Origin of the sequence: Rhodococcus sp. 15-725-2-2b (genome assembly GCF_002259075.1) — a bacterium.
Lineage (GTDB): Bacteria > Actinomycetota > Actinomycetes > Mycobacteriales > Mycobacteriaceae > Rhodococcoides.
In genome coordinates, this window is record NZ_NPFL01000006.1 from 686,155 (window position 1) to 704,865 (window position 18,711).

At 64.3% G+C, this 18,711-nt stretch carries 18 protein-coding genes; 9 read left to right on the forward strand and 9 right to left on the reverse strand.

Features of this window, described 5'->3' with window-relative positions:
* Positions 1-17: 17 nt before the first annotated feature.
* Together CH306_RS09085 and CH306_RS09090 are read right to left on the reverse strand one after the other, a co-directional pair.
* Complete coding sequence (locus tag CH306_RS09085; RefSeq protein ID WP_045197890.1) at positions 18-329, reverse strand: AzlD domain-containing protein; 312 nt, start codon at positions 327-329, stop codon at positions 18-20.
* The gene (locus CH306_RS09090; RefSeq protein ID WP_032397071.1) at positions 326-1,024 is read right to left on the reverse strand and encodes an AzlC family ABC transporter permease; all 699 of its coding nucleotides are present in this window, start codon (positions 1,022-1,024) and stop codon (positions 326-328) included. Before CH306_RS09090 ends, CH306_RS09085 begins: the two co-directional genes overlap by 4 nt.
* A gap of 66 nt (positions 1,025-1,090) precedes the next feature.
* On the opposite strand from CH306_RS09090, the gene CH306_RS09095 reads away from it, so the two are divergent.
* From CH306_RS09095 to CH306_RS09105, 3 genes are all read left to right on the forward strand, one after another.
* On the forward strand, positions 1,091-1,648 hold the full coding sequence (locus CH306_RS09095) for a helix-turn-helix domain-containing protein (protein WP_094646311.1): 558 nt from the start codon (positions 1,091-1,093) through the stop codon (positions 1,646-1,648).
* A gap of 166 nt (positions 1,649-1,814) precedes the next feature.
* Complete coding sequence (locus tag CH306_RS09100; RefSeq protein ID WP_094646312.1) at positions 1,815-2,642, forward strand: SDR family oxidoreductase; 828 nt, start codon at positions 1,815-1,817, stop codon at positions 2,640-2,642.
* Positions 2,643-2,897: 255 nt separating this feature from the next.
* Positions 2,898-3,413, forward strand: coding sequence for a hypothetical protein (locus CH306_RS09105; RefSeq protein WP_094646313.1), 516 nt, complete (start codon positions 2,898-2,900; stop codon positions 3,411-3,413).
* Here CH306_RS09105 and CH306_RS09110 read toward each other — a convergent pair.
* Positions 3,410-3,796 carry a hypothetical protein gene (locus tag CH306_RS09110; RefSeq protein WP_094646314.1) on the reverse strand — a complete coding sequence of 129 codons (387 nt, stop codon included), beginning with the start codon at positions 3,794-3,796 and terminating at the stop codon, positions 3,410-3,412. The two genes, CH306_RS09105 and CH306_RS09110, sit on opposite strands and share 4 nt — an antisense overlap.
* 29 nt (positions 3,797-3,825) lie before the next feature.
* Positions 3,826-4,386, reverse strand: coding sequence for a DUF3558 domain-containing protein (locus CH306_RS09115; protein ID WP_256981104.1), 561 nt, complete (start codon positions 4,384-4,386; stop codon positions 3,826-3,828).
* A gap of 463 nt (positions 4,387-4,849) precedes the next feature.
* Between CH306_RS09115 and CH306_RS09120 the strand changes: the two genes are divergently transcribed.
* On the forward strand, positions 4,850-6,106 hold the full coding sequence (locus tag CH306_RS09120; RefSeq protein WP_094646315.1) for a reverse transcriptase family protein: 1,257 nt from the start codon (positions 4,850-4,852) through the stop codon (positions 6,104-6,106).
* A gap of 81 nt (positions 6,107-6,187) precedes the next feature.
* Here the strand turns inward: CH306_RS09120 and CH306_RS09125 are convergent, their stop codons facing one another.
* The 4 genes from CH306_RS09125 to CH306_RS09140 are packed head-to-tail and all read right to left on the reverse strand — an operon-like array spanning position 6,188 to position 11,499.
* On the reverse strand, positions 6,188-8,320 hold the full coding sequence (locus CH306_RS09125) for an alpha-galactosidase (protein WP_256981105.1): 2,133 nt from the start codon (positions 8,318-8,320) through the stop codon (positions 6,188-6,190).
* Positions 8,317-9,246, reverse strand: coding sequence for a carbohydrate ABC transporter permease (locus CH306_RS09130; RefSeq protein ID WP_082073862.1), 930 nt, complete (start codon positions 9,244-9,246; stop codon positions 8,317-8,319). The genes CH306_RS09125 and CH306_RS09130 overlap by 4 nt, the downstream gene beginning before the upstream one ends.
* The gene (locus CH306_RS09135) at positions 9,246-10,145 is read right to left on the reverse strand and encodes a carbohydrate ABC transporter permease (protein WP_045197906.1); all 900 of its coding nucleotides are present in this window, start codon (positions 10,143-10,145) and stop codon (positions 9,246-9,248) included. The genes CH306_RS09130 and CH306_RS09135 overlap by 1 nt, the downstream gene beginning before the upstream one ends.
* Before the next feature lie 58 nt (positions 10,146-10,203).
* Positions 10,204-11,499, reverse strand: a complete 1,296-nt coding sequence (locus CH306_RS09140) for an ABC transporter substrate-binding protein (protein ID WP_045197909.1) — start codon at positions 11,497-11,499, stop codon at positions 10,204-10,206.
* A 212-nt stretch (positions 11,500-11,711) separates the two neighbouring features.
* Between CH306_RS09140 and CH306_RS09145 the strand changes: the two genes are divergently transcribed.
* The 5 genes from CH306_RS09145 to CH306_RS09165 are packed head-to-tail and all read left to right on the forward strand — an operon-like array spanning position 11,712 to position 17,971.
* The gene (locus tag CH306_RS09145) at positions 11,712-13,745 is read left to right on the forward strand and encodes a beta-galactosidase (protein WP_094646316.1); all 2,034 of its coding nucleotides are present in this window, start codon (positions 11,712-11,714) and stop codon (positions 13,743-13,745) included.
* Entirely contained in the window at positions 13,745-14,563 is an 819-nt protein-coding gene (locus CH306_RS09150; RefSeq protein WP_094646317.1) for a DeoR/GlpR family DNA-binding transcription regulator, read from the forward strand. The genes CH306_RS09145 and CH306_RS09150 overlap by 1 nt, the downstream gene beginning before the upstream one ends.
* A 16-nt stretch (positions 14,564-14,579) precedes the next feature.
* Positions 14,580-15,695, forward strand: coding sequence for a galactose-1-phosphate uridylyltransferase (galT, locus tag CH306_RS09155; RefSeq protein ID WP_094646457.1), 1,116 nt, complete (start codon positions 14,580-14,582; stop codon positions 15,693-15,695).
* Positions 15,692-16,858, forward strand: coding sequence for a galactokinase (gene galK / locus CH306_RS09160; protein ID WP_094646318.1), 1,167 nt, complete (start codon positions 15,692-15,694; stop codon positions 16,856-16,858). Before galT ends, galK begins: the two co-directional genes overlap by 4 nt.
* A gap of 21 nt (positions 16,859-16,879) precedes the next feature.
* Positions 16,880-17,971, forward strand: coding sequence for an ABC transporter ATP-binding protein (locus CH306_RS09165; RefSeq protein WP_094646319.1), 1,092 nt, complete (start codon positions 16,880-16,882; stop codon positions 17,969-17,971).
* A gap of 7 nt (positions 17,972-17,978) precedes the next feature.
* Here the strand turns inward: CH306_RS09165 and CH306_RS09170 are convergent, their stop codons facing one another.
* Positions 17,979-18,629 (reverse strand): cutinase family protein, encoded by a 651-nt coding sequence (locus CH306_RS09170; RefSeq protein WP_094646320.1) that lies wholly within the window; start codon positions 18,627-18,629, stop codon positions 17,979-17,981.
* Between the last annotated feature and the right edge of the window lie 82 nt (positions 18,630-18,711).

The following is an 18,711-nucleotide window of genomic DNA, read 5'->3' on the forward strand; positions in this document are numbered from 1 at the left end:
AACCCAGTGTTGCAGACTCAGGCGACGCCGACCCATCGAAGCCCCGCAGTGGTGGCGGCTGCGGCGAGGACGATGACCACGAACGGCGCTCGTCGCCAGGCGAGTACGGCAGCGACAGCTACTCCTGCGGGTAACGCGAATCCGGCGAAGTCCTTGCCTACGAGGAGCGTCGAGGTGGCGACCAGTGCCACGAAGATCACGGCGACTGCGGTGGTCATCACCTTGTCCATGCGAGGGGAGATGGTGACTCGGGTTCGGAGTGCCGGGCCGGCGATGCGGAGGGCGTAGGTGCCGATGATCAACGCGAGCAGGGGAATCGTGAGGTTCATGCGGATTCCTTCTGTGCGGCAGGGGTATTGGAGAACATGGCCGGTACGACGGCGATCAGTGCCAGGAGAACGGGTAGTCCGCTGGGCAGGAACATCGACGCGACGAGCGCAATGCACGCTCCGGCGAGGGCTGCGTTGCGGGTTGCCCGGTCTCGGAGCGCAGGCATGATCAGTCCCAGCAGAATCGCCGGGAATGCGGCATCGAGACCGAGTGCGGCGGTATCGCTGATCGCTCCACCGCCAAGGGTGCCGATCGCCACGCCGATGTTCCAGGTGACGAACAGTCCGATCCCGCACACCCAGAACGCTGTTCGACGGCTGCCCTCGTCGTGTTCGGCCACGCTGAAGGCCACTGCCTCGTCGGTGATGAGGTGAGTGCCGAGTAGCCGCTTCAGTGGTGCGACGTTCCGAAACACCTCGCCGATGGAGAAGCCGAGCGGAACCAGTCGGATGTTGGCGAGCAACGCGCTGGCCACAGCGGCAACAGGATTTCCCCCGGCCGCCAGAATTCCGACGAAGATGAACTGGGACGAGCCCGCGAAGACCACCAGTGACATCACGACCGGAAGCCACAGTGGCAGGCCCGCGGCTACGGAGATGGCACCGAACGATGCCCCGACCAAGGCGTCGGCCAAGCAGACCAACGCAATGTCGCGGATGTTGACCCCCTGCAGGGTTCGCCATGTCGAACGCATGGTCGTTATAGTGGACCCTGTTAGTCTGTTCGTCAAATCAAACGGACGTACCGATGGAGTGAACGAATGGCGGATACCGGTCCACCGATTGCGGCCATCGCTGCCGCTCTCCGGCAGGAGCGACGACGCGTCGGCCTGTCTCTCGCAGAAGTCGCCCGCCGTGCCGGCATCGCCAAATCGACTTTGTCGCAACTGGAATCGGGTACCGGAAATCCGAGCCTGGAGACTCTGTGGGCACTCAGCGTCACGCTGGACGTGCCGTTCTCCAGGCTGGTCGAGCCCGCGAAGCAGTCGGTCCGCCTGATCCGTGCGGGGGAGGGGCCGAGATTCGCGTCGGACAGAGCGGACTACACGGCGACCCTGCTGGCGTCGTCTCCGCCGAACGCCCGCCGAGACATCTACTTGATCAGCGCGGACGTCGGCGAACCTAGGCGTTCGGATCCGCATTCGCCGGGTGTCGTCGAGCACGTGGTGCTCAGCGCGGGACGAGCCATGGTCGGGCCGCTCGGCGAGGCCGTCGAGCTGGCTCCGGGCGATTACGTGGCCTACCCCGGCGATGTGCCGCATATCTTCGAAGCGTTGGAGCCGAACACCATGGCAGTGATGATCACCGAACACAGCTGACGGGTGGGGAATAGTCGGCGGGGGTGTCTCGTTGGAACCCCTGACGGCGTCCGCTTGGCAAGCCCCGGGCCTCACCCCATTTGTCGCTTCGAGCGACCACTCGCCGAGAGGCGTTTGCAGCGGGCGTCGTCCCTACTTCTGTCCGTGTAGCGAAGGGACGAGATTCATGGCAGCGAAGACATGGTTCATCACCGGCACCTCCAAGGGCTTCGGTCGTGAGTGGGCTATCGCAGCTCTCGAGCGCGGAGACCGAGTGGCGGCAACCGCCCGCAACACCGACACATTGAAGGACCTGGTCGAGCAGTACGGCGACGCCATCCTGCCGATCGAACTGGACGTGAACGATCGCGCGGCCGACTTCGCGGCTGTGCAGCGGGCCCACGACAAGTTCGGCTCGCTCGACATCGTCGTCAACAACGCCGGCTACGGCCAGTTCGGCATGATCGAGGAACTCTCCGAGGAAGATGCCCGCGCGCAGATCGAGACCAACGTCTTCGGCGCGCTGTGGGTGACGCAGGCGGCCCTGCCGTTCATGCGTGAGCAGGGGAGTGGCCACATCTTGCAGGTGTCGTCCATCGGTGGAATCTCCGCATTCCCGAATGTCGGTGCGTACCACGCGTCCAAGTGGGCCCTCGAAGGGTTCAGTCAGGCGTTGGCCCAGGAGGTCGAGGACTTCGGCATCCATGTGACGCTGATCGAGCCGGGTGGGTTCTCCACCGACTGGTCCGGCCCGTCTGCCAAGAAGTCCACCGACATCGCCGCGTACGACTCGATTCGAGACAAGGCTGCGAAGCTGCGCAGTGCCCGGCAGGCGACTCCCGGTGATCCGAGTGCAACACGGTCGGCACTGCTCAAGGTCGTCGACGCCGAAAAGCCGCCACTGCGAGTCTTTTTCGGCGACGCACCACTGCAGATCGCGACGAAGGACTACGAGTCGAGGCTCGCGAGCTGGCGCGAATGGCAGCCCGTGGCCGTCGAGGCGCACGGAGGCTGATTCTTCCCAGGGACCAGCAGAAGTCGACTCGAGCTGCAGCGACTTCGGCTTCGGACCGTAGCAGGTTGGCGTCGACGCCTCTTCGAGGTAGGGGTTGCGAAGCACGACCGTCTTGCGGGTAGCTGCCTGCAAACGCATCGCCTGCCAGAAGTGCTTGCGCGCGGATTCACGCCCCTCGTGGGGATTCACACCGCCTGTAGCGGGCGTGAATGACGATGAAGGGCGTGGATTGGGTAGTGGACTTATCGTGGCGTGATGAAAATCCGATTCGACGTGGGTTCGTATGCGGTCCGGGAGGTCGAGGGCAGCGATGGTCCTGAGGACCTCCTGGCGGTGTTCAACAGCAATCCCGAGTTCCTCGACGCGAGTACGTTGCACACCGGTGTCACCGCATTCACCACGGAGGATGTCGAGAAGTTCCTGTGGCACAACACGGTTATGGAGAACTCCCAGTGCCTGGTGATTCGTGTAGCAGAACGAATCGTGGGAGTGGTGACGTTGCTTGTTCCGCATCCGCGCGAGGGACAGCCATGGGTGGGGAGTCTGATCGTCGACGCGGACGAGGGCCACGATCGTGTGGCGAATCCGGTGCTGGCGGAGCTCGAGCGCAGGCTTGCGGCGCAGGGGTGGACCCATGTGTTCGTGGGTCCGATGGTCAGCATGGTCGAGAGCATCGGATGGTGGCGTTCACACGGCTATCTGCCGGTCGAACGGCGACTGGACAACGACAAACGCGAGGTCGAAGTCCATCGAAAAGTGTTGCGCTGCTAGCTTCCCGGAGCGAGTGCGGTGATGTTCGCAGACGTCTGGGTATCGGTAGCCTCGGTCTCGTCGAAGTAGCGCCGAAAGAGCATCCGCATCGATTCGATGACCTCGATGTGCTGCTGAAGAATCACGTCGAGAGACCGATCGGTGCCGGTGGCGAGACGACCGAACCGGGCTTGCAGAGCTTGCGCGGACGGTAAGTCGCCCCAACTCTTGGCTTCTGCCAACGCGAGCGCGTCGATCTGCATTTTCTCGAGGTGCGCGAGGTAAATGACACAGGCCGCGTCGCACTTGGCAGCGACTTCAGCGGGAATGGCCAAGGTGCCCTCGTCGGCTTGCGTATTCAGGTCCTTCCAGTACGTGAGCGGATCCGATTGGGGATTGGCCACTAGTTCGATCCCTTTCGTATGGGCGTGGTCTAGGTGGGAAGTTCAGAATCGAGAGCGGCGACGACCTTGTTCAACTCGGTGCACGGGTCGTACGGCGGGTCTCCGACCCCTGCGCCCGTGATGATTGTTGCCCTGATCAATTCGTTACCTGAGACGAAGGCGACACCGCAGTTCAGACCAGCATCGGCCGTAAGTTGCTGATATTGCGTGGCGTCGCGCGTACCCACCCGAACAGGTTCGAGTCGGTTGAAGTAGCTAGGATCGTTGACAAAGTCCATGGTCTCGAAACCGACGAAAATTCGCACGTAGTACTTGCTGCTCGGCGGCCGACTCTCCCACCCACAGATCTTGAATCCATTCTGATCCCGCCCGAACACCCCGGACTCCTTGGTGTCCACGTTCAATCCCGCTCGTTCGATGGCCTCGTTGGGGATGGTGCAGGGGTCCCAGGGCGTCGGCGCGGGGTTGGTCGTACTGGCCGCCCCACTTGATGTGGCGTCGGCGACGGCGTCATCATCGGTGGTGTTCGAGCAGCCCGCAGCGATGAGCAGCACCGTCAACGCCGGTATCAATTGTCGTGCCCTGCGCATTGCCTCACCCATTTCTCGCGGACGTCTACGTCCTTGGACGCAGCCCGGCTCTTGTCGGTTCCAGTACCTTCGCTGCGAACCTCGGCGTTCGGAATCGCAGTCGATCGGCGGGTAGTCGCGCGCGGTGGACGCTGGTGAACCAGCAGATTCGGCCGCAGATCTCCGACCTCATGGGCGAAGTCGAGTCTCTTCTTCCGTGACGGTCCTGCGGGCAACGCGCTGACAGATCTGCGTCCCTTTGGCATGGTGGAGGGATGCAGCGGCGCGTGGGCGAGAGTTGGTCCGCGGGACCGGTCTCAGGGGTAACCCCTGGGTACATCACGAGAATCGAGCACTGCGTCCGAAGCTGGTCTGCACGCTCCGCGTGCTTGGCAGCTCCGAGGACGAAAGATTTCGGTCGCCCCGCGCCGTTGCATGTCACGGCGTTGAATTCCACGGCACTGCATCCGATTGACGACCGCCTGTGACCGAACGCGAATTGACCCCACAGGCGGCCGCGACGCTGGCGCGCCTGGCTGCGGACGCCGAGTGGACGCGATCAGGACTCGCGGAGGCGTTCGAGCCACTCGTCCCGGCCAAAGCGACGTGGTTGGCGGATCGGGTCATCAATCTGTATCCGAGTCCGCCGTTCGACGAGGCATCGATCTTCGTTCTGCTGCGCGACCTTCCGTTCATACCGGAGCCGTCGGTGTCGTCACAGAGACCGACGCGCAACAGTGACAAGCCCTGGCGATTCGAGGTACCGCGGTACGAGACCACCGGTCAGCTCGCGCGGTCGCTGGACCTGACGATCTCCGAAATCGAATGGTTCGCCGATCTGCAGGGGAGGCTTCGCACTGCGCCGTTCCCGTTGCAGCACTATCGATCTGCACGGCTCGACAAGCGTCAAGGCATCCGACTGCTCGAGGTGCCGAAGCCACGTCTACGGGAAATTCAACGAAAAATACTGCGCCGCATCCTCGATCGGATCCCGGCTCATCCGGCGGCGCACGGCTTCGCGAAGGCGCGCAGTCCGCGTACATTCGCGATGCCGCATTCCGAACGCGACGTGGTGATCTCGGTGGATCTTCGGCGCTTCTTTCCGTCCATCGGATTCGATCGAGTGGTCGCGATCTTCGAGGCCGTGGGATATCCGCGGACAGTCGCGGCGAATCTCGCCGCGCTCTGTACCACGGTGACCCCGGCACGTGAGTTGGTCGGCGTGGACCGTCCCACGGCGGCGCGGCTTCGCGCCACCCACCTGCCGCAGGGGGCGCCTACGTCACCTGCGTTGGCGAATCTGGCTGCGCGACAACTCGATATCCGGGCCACCGGGCTTGCCCGGTCCGTCGGTGCCCGCTACAGCCGATACGCCGACGATCTGGCGTTCTCCGGTGGGCCAGACCTCGACGTGGACAGACTGCTGTGGTTGGTTTCTCAGATCGCCCACGACGAAGGCTTCACGATTCATCCGGACAAGACCAGGGTCAGGCGCGCTCATCAGCGACAACAGCTCACCGGACTCGTCGTCAACTCGTGGCCGGCGGTGCCCCGAGAGGAGTACGACACTCTCCGGGCACTGCTGCACAACTGCATCGCCAGCGGCCCAGCCGAGCAGAATCGGCATCGCCACAACGACTTCCGAGCTCACGTCTACGGACGCATCGCCCGAATCGGCGAAACGAACGAAATGCGTCGAGCAAAGCTACTGAGCATGGCATCCCGGGTGAATTGGGACTGAAGCGGCGAATCGGCTCCTGGGATTCGGATTCCATCCTCTGATCGCAGTCGGAAATCCAGAACTGAGGAGCCGATTCACAGTTCAGACGGCTTGCACCCTGAGCAATACCCCCGTCTGCGGGAACAGCACCGGTAGTGCCACACCTGCCCGAGCCAGCATCGAACCCGACAGCTCGACCACTCCGCCGTCGGCGATCCACGGCGGCAATGTGATTCCGTTGCCCAGATCGCTCAGAGCATGAACGAATTCGACGCGATACCTGACGGCCGGATCGAGGCCGGGAAGCCGAACACGATCGGTGCGGTCCTCGGGGGAGGTGTCCATTCGCACCACTGCGTACGTGGCCTCCGAGCAGTCCGCAGCCACGACGCCGTGCACCCAGACACTCGGGTCGGGATGGTCGGCGCGTACTACGTTGCCGGTGTGAAGCAGTCCGCGCAATTCCTTGTACAGCGCAGTCCACGACCGCAGGTACTCGTGATCTTCCGACGACAGCTCGGTGACGTCCATCTCCAATCCGGCGTGACCGAACAGTGATGTCAAGCAACGGAACTGAAGAGTCGACCATCGACCGGACGTGTGCGCGATCTGCGGACCGACATGCGAGCCGATCAGCTCCGGAGGCAGCAACTGCGTCGTCCACCGCTGCAACCTTTGACGTTCGAGTGGATCGTTGGTGTCCGACGCCCATACCCGGTCGGTGTGTTCGAGGACCTCGAGGTCGATGCGGGCACCGCCGGATGCACAGGACTCGAATTCGACGTGGGGATGCCGCGAACGCAACGCGTCCAACAGCCGATAGAACGCCGAGGTCTGGGCATGCACCGCAGCGCGTCCGTCGGAATCGACCGCCAGAATCAGGTCCCGGTTGTGGTCCCACTTCACATAGTCGGGCCGCTCGTTCGTCAGCACGGTATCGATGGCAGTGAGGAGATACTCGAACACCTCCGGGCGGGTCAGATCGAGCACGTGCTGGTGACGCCATTCGAGGGGTAGTCGCCCGGGTGCCGCGAGCAGCCAATCCGGATGCGCCCGAGCGATGTCGGAATCCAGGTTGACCATCTCGGGCTCGAACCACAGTCCTGGACTCATACCGAGTTCACGAACGTGATCGAACAGCGGTGCCAGTCCGTCGGGCCAGACGCCCTCGTCCACCTGCCAGTCGCCGAGGCCGGCTCGATCGTCGCGGCGGTGTCGGAACCATCCGTCGTCGAGCACAAATCGTTCGACGCCTACGTGCGCGGCGACGTCGGCGATCCCGCGGAGTCGGGTGAGATCGTGATCGAAGTAGACCCCTTCCCACACGTTCAACACCACCGGTCGCGGCGAGGTGGGATGTGCGGGTCGGGATCGCATCCATCGGTGCAGCGACTGCGCCGAACCATCCAGCCCTGCATCGGAATACACGAAGTGCACCCACGGTGTCGTGTAGGTGTCGCCGTCCTGGAGTATCACCTCGCCGGGTGCCAGCAGCTCTCCGCCACCCAACACTCCTGAGGCCTGGCCGGCCCGCTCGGGTAGACGCTCGGCCAGATGCAGGTGATCGCCGCTCCAGGCGACATGTGCACCCCATACCTCGCCAGTGCGAAAGCCGAAGCCTTCACTACCGGCGGTGAGAACCAGGGTGGCGTCGTGCCCGGTTCTACCGCGTCGTGAGGCGCGCACGGTAGAGCCGTGATCGAACCGTCGCCGCTGGGGGGTACGTTCGCGGCAGTGCCGTCCCGTCAGGTCGAGTAGTTCGGTTGCACTGTCCGGCAACGGCATCAGCGTCACCACGCCGTCGACGGTCAAGGGTCCACCGGAAACGTTGCGAACACTCTGCTGCACTCGCAGTGAGCCACCGATCTCCAACGACAACTCGATCGACCACGCGATTCCCAACTCGGAGTCGGACGCCTCGACCTCACAACGGAAGTCGTCGGCGCGAACAGCGACGTCGCCCCACCGTGGGTACTGCACCGACCCATTGCGGTGCAATCCCAGAGCCGGTGTGCCCTGCCAGGCGTCGTCGCTGCCGGGTGCGAGGGTGAGCCACCGGGGCACATCCACGCTCGAATGCGGGACAGCGGGGATCGCGGCCCTGCGCAGCTCGGTCAGGTCGTTCTCGGACAGCTCGCCCAGATCGGTACCCCAATGCAGCACGGCCGGAACGGCGGTGGACGACGGGCCGAGAATCACCATGACACCGTCACGGCGAAGGACGGAAAAACTCACTTGTTGGCACCCATCGTCAGACCGGATACGAAATGGCGTTGCAGCGCAACGAATACGAGCACTGTCGGTAGAGCCACCAGCACCGAGCCCGCGGCGAGCAGATTGGTGTCGGTGAAGAAGCTACCCTGCAGATTCTGCAGCGCCGTCGTCACCGGGAGCTTGTCGCCACTGACCATCAGGGCCAGAGCCCAGAAGAAGTCGTTGTAGATCCATGTCACCATCAGTGTCGCGAGTGCAGCCAGCGCGGGACGGCACAGCGGCATGACCACCTGCCAGTACTGGCGGAACAGACTCGCTCCGTCGACGGTGGCGGCCTCGAGCAGCTCGTGCGGAACTGTTTTCATGTAATTGCTCAGCACGAACACGCAGAATCCGGTCTGGAACGCGACGTGCACGATGATCAGACCCCAGTAGCTGTCGTACAGCGAACCCGACGAACTCATCCAGTACGGAACGGGAATTGCGTTGTACAGACGGAACAGTGGCGTGAGCAATGTCTGCTGGGGCAGCAGGTTGCCTGCGATGAACACCGCGAGCATGAAGATGTTGAACTTCCAGCTGAAGCGGGCCAGGATGAATGCCGCCATCGAGCCGAAGAACAGGATGAGCAGTACCGACGGCACGGTGATGATCAGCGAGTTGAAGAAGTAGTGCGGGATTCCGCCGATCTGCCACGAGTCGATGTAGTTGCTGAACGTATAACCGCCGACGGACAGGTATCCGTTGAGCAACACGTAGTCGTAGTCGCGGAACGAGTTGTACACCGCCCACACGAGCGGGAACATCCAGACGAGCGCCATGACGGTCAACAGCACGTAGATGGCGATCTGGGCGGTGCCGGCGCGCCGACGGTTGGCGACGGCGGCGCGGTTGCGGGTCAACGGATCGCGCTCGGGCGGTGCTGTGCGGGTGAGTGAAGTGGTCATCAGTCTTTGCTCCGAAGAACGATGGCGAGGTACAGGGCGATGAAGACGAGAGAGATGAGAAGCATGACGGTCGCCAGGGCCGAGCCGAAGCCGATGCGGCCTGCTTCACCGACGACGTTGGCGGTGACCAACGCCGATATCAGTTCCAAACCGTTTCTGCCCCTGTTGATCACCCAGACCAGGTCGAAGGCGCGCAGTGCCTCGATGACGGTGATGACGACGATGAGCAGATTGGTGTTCTTCATCAGCGGGAAGATGACGCTGAAGAACGTGCGGATCGGCCCGGCACCGTCCATCACCGCGGCTTCGCGGACGGATGGATCGATGGCCTTGAGGCCGGCCAAGTACAAGAGCATGATGTAGCCGGTGTGACGCCACCCGGCGGCGACCATCACGGCCCAGATGTTGATGTCCGGGTCGCCGAGCCAGTCGACGTCGGTGCCCAGCAGGCTGTTGAGGACGCCGCCCTCGGTGGAGTAGATGAGCTGCCAGATGAAGCCGATGAGAGCCATCGACAGCACCACGGGAATGTAGAAGATGCTCTGGTAGAGCCGAGACCCTTTGAGGTTCTTGTCCAGAAGGATCGCCAGCAGGATGCCGATGACGGTGGGGACGAGGAACAGGAACACCAGCCAGAGCACGTTGTTGTGCAGGGCCTGTTGGAACGGTGGGTAGGCCTCGACGGCATCGACGTAGTTCCGAGTGCCGATCCATTCGATGCTCGATGTGCCGCCGATGCCGTCCCAGCGGGCGAAGGACAGGATCACCGTGAAGATCGTCGGAATCCAGACGAGACCGATGACGATCAGCGCGGGGACTCCGAGCATGAGCGCGATGGTCCACTTCTCGCGAACACTGCGCCGAATCTTCGGCGACTTGACCCGTTCGGGTGCGGTCATGGCATTACCTGATCTCGATGTCGAGTGGATGATGGGGGTCGAATCACACTGCGCACGATCATGTTCCGAACACCGCCGACTTCTGGCGTTCGATACTGCGTACCAGGCCGTCGACATCGTTGGGGTTGCCGATGAACTGTTGTAGGGCCGGGATCATGACGATCGAGGCGAAATCGGGTCGGGTATCGCGGTCGAAGAACTGGGTGATCTCCTCGGCGTTCTGCACCAGATCAGCCGATTTGCGCACCAGCGCAGGGAAACTCGACAGGTCGGCGTCACGGTGAGCGGGAATGGCCTGCGGATCCTGTTTCGCGTATGCGACGGCAGGGTCGGGTCCGGTCATGTAGGTGAGGAAGTCCTCGGCTCCGGGCCGGTTGCGCGGGTCGGTGCGCATCATGAACCCGTCCATCGGTGCCTCGACCGTGGATGTTCCGACGGCTGAATCGAGTTCGGGGAAGGTGAAGAAGTCCAGATCGTCGCGCTCGGCACCGGCAGGGAAGCTCTGCGCGACGAACATGCCGGCGACGAGCGACCCGACGCTCTTGTTCAGCAGCGCCATCTGCGCATCGGCGATCTTGCGGCCCAGCGGCTGCGGCTGGTGGAAGGGCAGCAGTTCACGCCAGGTGTCGAACACGGAACGCACGCGATTGTCGGTCCAGCTCACGTCTCCGGCGAGCAGGGTTCGGTGGAACTCGACGCCGTTGAGCCGCAGATTCAGATAGTCGAACGTTCCGAACGGTGGCCACCCGTCGCGGGCCCCGAAGCCGATCGGGGTGAGGCCGTCGGCCTGCATCTGCTTGCTCAGCGCTACCCACTGGTCGTAGGTCGCCGGGGGCTCGTACCCGCGCTCGGCCCACAGGCTCGGCCGGTAGAACACCGCCCACGGGTAGTAGAAGAACGGGATCAGGTACTGCTTGCCGTCCATACCGGTCGAGTTCTCGCGGAAGCTGTCGTTGAAGCCACCGCCGTGGTTCGCCCAGATCGGCGACAGATCCTCCACCAACCCCTTCTCGGCGAAGTACTTCACCCGATACCCGCCCATCCAGGTGACGACGTCGTCGGGCGTGCCCTGGAGGTAGTTGTTGACGTTCTCCTGGAACGACGTCGAGTCGACGGTGTTGACGGCGAGCTGCCGCCCGGTCTGCTGTCGATACATCGCGACGAAGTCCTCGACACCCAGCTTGGAGTTGGGGTCGGACAAGCGTGACCCGAGCGTGGTGACGTTCGGGTCGACGCTGTTCGAGCACGACGACAGCGCGCCACCGGCGGTGATCGCACCCGCGGCGACGAGCGCGGACCGCAGGAAATCGCGTCGTGACGGCTGCCACGTGCGCGGCCACTCGTGTGGGTTCATGGAAGTCCTTCGACGAGAAGTATCGATAACGATCAGAAATGAACATCTACGCGGTAGGTTCCGCGTTGCTTCTCTGACCATTCGGGGTGATGCAGGTTACAGAAGCACGACGCGACGACGTCTGTCAAGCCTTTGGAGGGCCGCTCACCTGCATCAGTAAGAAAATGTTCATTCATGTTGACATCTGAGAACCGCTCGTTCATATTGTGAGCATGGACACAGCGCGACGCAGCACCTGGCCGACCCAGGGAATCTCTTTCGGCGGCGACTACAACCCCGAGCAGTGGCCCGAGGACGTCTGGCGACGCGACGTCGAGTTGATGCACGAGGCCGGCGTCGACTTCGTGACCGTCGGTGTCTTCTCCTGGGCGCGCCTGCAGCCGACCGCGTCGACGTGGGACTTCGAGTGGCTCGACCGAGTCATGGATCTGATGCACGAGGGCGACATCCGCGTCGACCTCGCAACGGCGACGGCCTCGCCCCCGCCGTGGTTGGCCACCGCCTACCCGCAGATGCGCCCGGTGGACGAGCGCGGCTACCGCTACGCCATCGGAAGCCGTCAGACGTGGAGCCCCAGTTCTGCTGTGTACCGCGAACATTCGCTCGTGCTGGTCGAGAAGATGGCGCATCGCTACGGTGAGCACCCAGCACTGGCGATGTGGCACGTCTCCAACGAACTCGGCTGCCACAACGCACTGTGCTACTCCGACGACAGTGCGCATGCATTCCGAGAATGGCTCAGCGCCAGGTACATCGACCTCGAGACCCTCAATACCGCCTGGGGAACCGACTTCTGGAGCCAGCGCTACAGCGATTGGGACGAGATCGTTCCCCCGTCGGTGAGCACCACGTTCGGCAACCCGACGCACCAGCTCGACTGGCGCCGCTTCTGCTCCGACGCTCTCCTCGAGCAGTACCGCGCCGAGAAGGCCGTGCTGAACCGCATCACCCCGGACGTCCCGGTCACCACGAACTTCATGGTCGGCATGGGCCAGGGCCCCGCGCTCGCAGGCAACATGGACTACGCGTCCTGGGCCCCCGAGCAGGACATCGTCTCCACCGACCACTACCTCGTCGGCCCCGAGACCGGCGACGCGGCAGCGCATCACAAGCTGTCGTTCTCGGCCGACCTCACCCGGGGCGTCGCCGGCCGTCGACCCTGGTTGTTGATGGAGCATTCCACCAGCGCGGTCAACTGGCAGCACATCAACCGGGCCAAGGTGCCCGGTGAGATGATGCGAAACTCCCTGGCGCACATGGCCCGAGGCGCAGACGGCATCGCGTACTTCCAGTTCCGTGCCTCCAAGGCCGGGGCCGAGAAGTTCCATTCCGCACTGGTGCCGCATGCCGGTGAGGACTCCGCCCGCTGGCGTGAGGTCGTCGAGCTCGGCGCAGCGCTGCGTCGTATGGCCCCGGTGGCAGGAAGCACCGTCGATGCCCGGGTCGCCGTGCTCTTCGACTGGGCATCGCAGTGGGCATGCGAGCAGGAGGGCCATCCGTCGATGGCGATGCAGCCCATGGAGATTGCCCGACGGGCACATCGCGGCTTCACCTCCGCAGGCGTGACCTGCGACGTCGTTCCTTCGTCCACGGATCTCGGCGGCTACGGTATCGTCGTCGTGCCGGCTCTGTATCTGTGCAGCGACGAGACCGCGGCGCGGATAGCCGACGCGGCCGATGCGGGTGCGCAGGTACTGGTCACCGCATTCTCGGGAATCGCCGACGAGGACGACCACGTGCGACTCGGCGGCTACCCGGGCGCATTCCGCGAGCTGCTCGGTGTCCGAGTCGAGGAGTTCTTCCCGCTCGCCGACGGCGAGACGCTGAATCTCGACGACGAGACCGTTGGTGAGATCTGGAGCGAATACCTCACCACGACCGAGGACGTCGATGTGCTGGCGCGCCATACCCGGGGGCATCTGCGCGGCGTTCCCGCGCTGTCCAAACGCACTGTCGGCACCGGTGCCGCCTGGTACGCCGCCACCGTGCCCGACGCGGCAGGTTGGGCGACGCTCGCCGACAAGCTCTGCGCCGCAGCCGGAATCGACGCCCGACGCGATCTCGGATCGGATGTGGAGATCGTCCGACGGTCGGCAGGGGAGCAGTCCTGGCTCTTCGTGCTCAACCACGGAACCGACAAGGTCAGCGTGCCCGCCTCGGGTACCGATCTGGTCGGCGGCGCACAGATCGACGGCGAACTCATCCTGGCCGCAGGCGGCAGTGCCGTGATCGCCGAGAACCGCTGATGCTCGCCCACCAGCGTCAGCAGAAGATCCTGGACCAGGTGACGGCCGAGGGCGCGGTCAAGGTCGCGGATCTTGGTGCTGCACTGTCGGTGTCGGACATGACCATCCGACGCGACGTCAACGAGCTCGTCGCCCGCGGTCTGGTCGAGCGGGTGCACGGCGGCGTGACGCTGCCGCGATCGGCGAGCGTCTTCGAGCCGGGGTTCTCGGCCAAGTCCGAACTCGATCGCGATGCCAAGGCGGCCATCGCCCGTGCCGCTGCACGATTCGTGCGGCCCGGGACCTCCATCGGCATCTCCGGTGGCACCACGACGCACGCACTCGCGCAGGAACTGCTCGACGTTCCGGATATCACCGTCGTCACCAACTCCCTGCCCGTCGCCGATGTCTTTCACACCGGTGGCCGGTCGGATCAGACGGTGTTGCTCACCGGCGGACAGCGCACGCCGTCCTACGCGCTCGTCGGACCGCTCACGGTCAGTGCCCTGCAGAGTATCCACCTGGACATGCTGTTTCTCGGAACACACGGAGTGGACATCGAATCCGGGCTCACCTGCCCCAATCTCATGGAAGCACAGACCAACCAAGCGCTGGTCGCGTCGTCTCGTCGCGTCATCGTGCTCGCCGACCACACCAAGTGGGGTGTTCGCGCGCTGGCCAACACCATCCCGCTCGCACGCGTGGACGTGTTCGTCACCGATGCCGGACTCGACCCCGGCGTTCACGAGGCGTTGTCCGAGACGGTCGACGACGTGGTGATCGCCGGAGAGCACACCCCCGACACGAACGAGGAACGAGCACTCGATGACCGCGCATGACGCCACGACGCACTCGATGCGCAAGACGTCGACCACCTTGGCCGACGGCCGTGAGCTGATCTACTACGACGACACCGAGCCCTATCTCTCCGGTGGAGCCACCCGCGATCTGGTCGATACCCGGGCCCTCTCACCGTCGATGTCCCAGTCGCAGATGCGATTCGACGTCCTCACCGGGGAATGGATCGTCATCGCGGCGCAGCGAATGGACCGCACGTTCCTGCCGCCGGCCGACGCGTCGCCGTTGGCACCGAGCCGACCGGACCGTCCGGCCACGGAGATTCCGGCGGCCGACTACGACGTGGTGGTGTTCGAGAACCGCTTCCCGTCCCTGTCCGAAACGGCAGCGCAGCAATCACTTCCGAGCGAGGTGGACGGCGAAGCGCTGTGGCCGATGGCCCCCGGCACCGGGCGGTGCGAGGTGATCTGCTTCGCGAGTGACCCCGATACATCCTTCGTCGCGCTGGAGCTCTCTCGCGTCCGCACCATCATCGACGTCTGGGCCGATCGCACCACCGCATTGTCCGCGATCCCCGGTGTCCAGCAGGTGTTCTGCTTCGAGAACCGGGGTAAGGAGATCGGCGTCACCCTGACCCACCCGCACGGTCAGATCTACGCGTACCCGTACCTGCCGCCGCGCACCGATGCGCTGATTCGTCAGTCTCGCAAGCACTTCGAGAGCACGGGCCGGGTTCTGCTGGCCGATGTGCTGGCCGCCGAGCTGCGTTCGGGGCGACGCATCGTCGTCGATGCCGAGCATTGGGTTGCGTACGTGCCTGCAGCATCGCGGTGGCCGGTCGAGGTACATCTCGCTCCGCGTCGCGACGTTGCAGATCTCGCCGAGTTGAGCGGTGCCGAGCGGGACGAGCTGGCCGTGGTCTATCGGGATCTGTTGCGTGGAGTCGACGCGTTCTTCGAGGGCGTCGACGAGGTGCCGTACATCGCGGCGTGGCACCAGGCCCCTGTCGGAGCCGATCGCGAACTGGGACGCCTGCATCTGCAACTGTTCTCGATGATGCGCTCACCTGGTCGGATGAAGTTCCTCGCCGGATCGGAATCTGCGATGGGGGCCTGGATCAACGACACCACTCCCGAGCGGATCGCAGACCGGATGCGCGAGGTGCTCGCGTGAACTGGCTCGACGTGATTGCCGACGAGGATCTCGCCGACGGTGCCGCCGCGCTGTTCCGCAGTGCACTGGGCGGTGAACCCGACGGCGTCTGGATCGCTCCGGGTCGCGTCAACCTCATCGGTGAACACATCGATTACGCGGGGGGACTGGTGTTGCCCTTCGCGCTGCCGTATGCCACCGCGGTGGCCGTGCGTCGCCGCGAGGACACGACCGTGCGGGCCGTGTCGACGCACACCGAGCAGTCGTGGACCGGAGAGCTCGACGAGATCGGTCCGGGCACCCCGTCGGGTTGGGCGGCTTATGTGGCGGGAGTGTCCTGGGCACTCGGTGAGCATGGAGTCGGCGGAGTCGACGTGGCCGTGCATTCCTCGGTGCCGGTGGGTTCGGGGCTGTCGAGCTCGGCGGCGCTGGAATGCTCGTTCGCCCTCGCGCTCGACGATCTGTTCGGTCTTCGGCTCGACCGAAAGGTGCTGATCGACGCCAGTATTCGCGCCGAGAACGAGATCGCCGGCGCGTCGACGGGCGGCATGGATCAGAACATCGCGATGTCGGCCGAGGTGGGACACGCGCTGCTGCTCGACTGCCTGGACGGTTCGACGCGTCAGATCCCCCTCGATCTGGCCACGTCGGGAACGCGCTTGCTGGTGATCGACACCAACGCCCCGCACCGTCTGGTCGACGGTCAGTACGGAGCCCGGCGCGCCGCCCTGGATACGGCGTACGCCGAGTTGGGGGTGACGACGTTACGAGGTCTGGATCTCGAGCGGGCGGTCTCGGGACTCGGCGACGAGACGTTGATCGCCCGAGTCAGCCACGTCATCAGTGAAATCGGGCGCGTGGAGCAGGCTGCCGAACTCCTCGACCGCGGTGCAGCAGGTGCCGAGCTCGGTGAGTTGATGACGGCATCGCACAGGTCGTTGCGTGACGACTACGAGGTCAGTTCTCCCGAACTCGACAGCGCTGTCGACGCGGCCCTGAGGGCAGGCGCGTACGGCGCTCGGATGACGGGCGGCGGATTCGGCGGATCGGCCATTGCGCTGGTGCCCTCGGAACTCGTCGAGACCGTGGCGAACGAGATCGCCTCCAGTGCAGCACGATCCGGACTGCCGGAACCCACCTTTCTCACTGCCGAGCCCGCCGGCTCCGCGCATCGATTCTTCTAACCCACACAAAGGAGCTCTCCCATGGCACAGGTCACGTACGAAGGAGCCACCAAGCTATACCCGGGATCGGACGTCGCGGCAGTCGAATCGCTGGACCTCGCCATCGAGGACGGCGAATTCCTGGTGCTCGTCGGGCCTTCCGGTTGCGGTAAGTCCACCTCACTGCGGATGCTCGCCGGTCTGGAGGACGTCGACTACGGTGCCATCAAGATCGGAGACCGGGATGTCACGTCACTCGCGCCCAAGGAGCGCGACATCGCGATGGTGTTCCAGAATTACGCGCTGTACCCGCACATGACCGTCGCCAAGAACATGGGTTTCGCGCTGCAGATCGCCGGAATGGACAAGTCCGAGGTGGGCCGACGCGTCGAGGAGGCTGCGAAGATCCTCGATCTCACCGACTATCTGGGCCGTAAACCCAAGGCGCTCTCCGGTGGTCAGCGGCAGCGAGTCGCGATGGGCCGCGCGATCGTGCGCAATCCGCAGGTGTTCCTCATGGACGAGCCGCTGTCCAACCTCGATGCCAAACTCCGCGTGCAGACCCGCACTCAGATCTCGCTGCTGCAGCGCAGGCTCGGCACCACCACCGTGTACGTCACCCACGATCAGGTCGAAGCCATGACCATGGGTGATCGCGTCGCCATCATGAAAGCCGGTGTGCTGCAACAGTGCGCCAGCCCCAAGGAGCTCTACGAGCACCCGGTCAACGCATTCGTCGCAGGATTCATCGGATCGCCCGCGATGAATCTGTTCGAGGTGGACGTCGTCGCCGGTGCCGCGAAGCTCGGATCGCTGTCGGTGCCCATCGAGCGCACGATCTCCGATCGAATCGACGGCAGCCGCGTCACGATGGGCGTCCGACCGGAAGCGTGGACGCTTTCCGACTCCGGTACCGACATCGTCGTCGACGTCGTCGAGGAACTCGGCGCGGACGCCTACATCTACGGCCGGACCGTCGAGGACGCGTCGAACCTCGGTACCGTCGGGGCGCAGATCATCGCGCGAATCCCCGACATCGCCACCCCGTCGCAGGGCGATGTCCTCCGCATCGCCCCTCGCGCCGAGGCGGCCCACTACTTCTCGACCACGACGGGATTGAACCTGCGCCGCTGAGATCGGGTCAGCTACGAACTCGAGCCGCTGCGAATTGGGCACCGGCGGTGGTGGATCCGTCGATTGCGTACCGAAGGTGCGCGAGAACATCGAAGCTGCCGATCTGGCACACCGGGTCGCCGACCGTGCAGAAACTCTGCGTGCGCGGGCCGTACGTGGCGCTGGCGGTCTCGATCTTGCTGCCGCGGAGCCCGAGCGGGTTGCCGAACACCACCACCGCGTCGATGCGGTCGGCGATCTCCGCCGGGATGACGGCTCCGGTGTTGCTGCTGCTGGTCCGCAGACCCACAGCGTTGGTCACCACGGTGGCCCCTTGTGAGTATCCCCCGATCACGAACGTCGTCGACGGGCACGACGCTGCGACGGACGTGAGGTGTTCGACGAGGTCCCGTGATCCCGGTCCGGCGCTGGCCTGTGTGACGTCGGCCGCGTAGTTCACCGCGTACGTACTGATCGAGCGGTCCGACAACTCCGACTTCAGCCGATCGACGAACGGCCCGCCGGTGATACCGAGGCCGGGGAACTCCGCGGTTCCACGGGCGAAGGCCACGTCGACATCCGAGCACGGGGCAGCGTTCGCCACACCGGTGGGTTGGGCCACGAAGAATGTGGAAGCAGCAAGTACTGCAACCGAATACGATGCCAGACGCTTGTTCATGAAGTCTCTCCTCGGTCGGTGAGTGCGCAGGTCGAACCCTAGCCGTGTCGTACCGCCGGGTTGGAAGTTTCCGGCGAAGTCT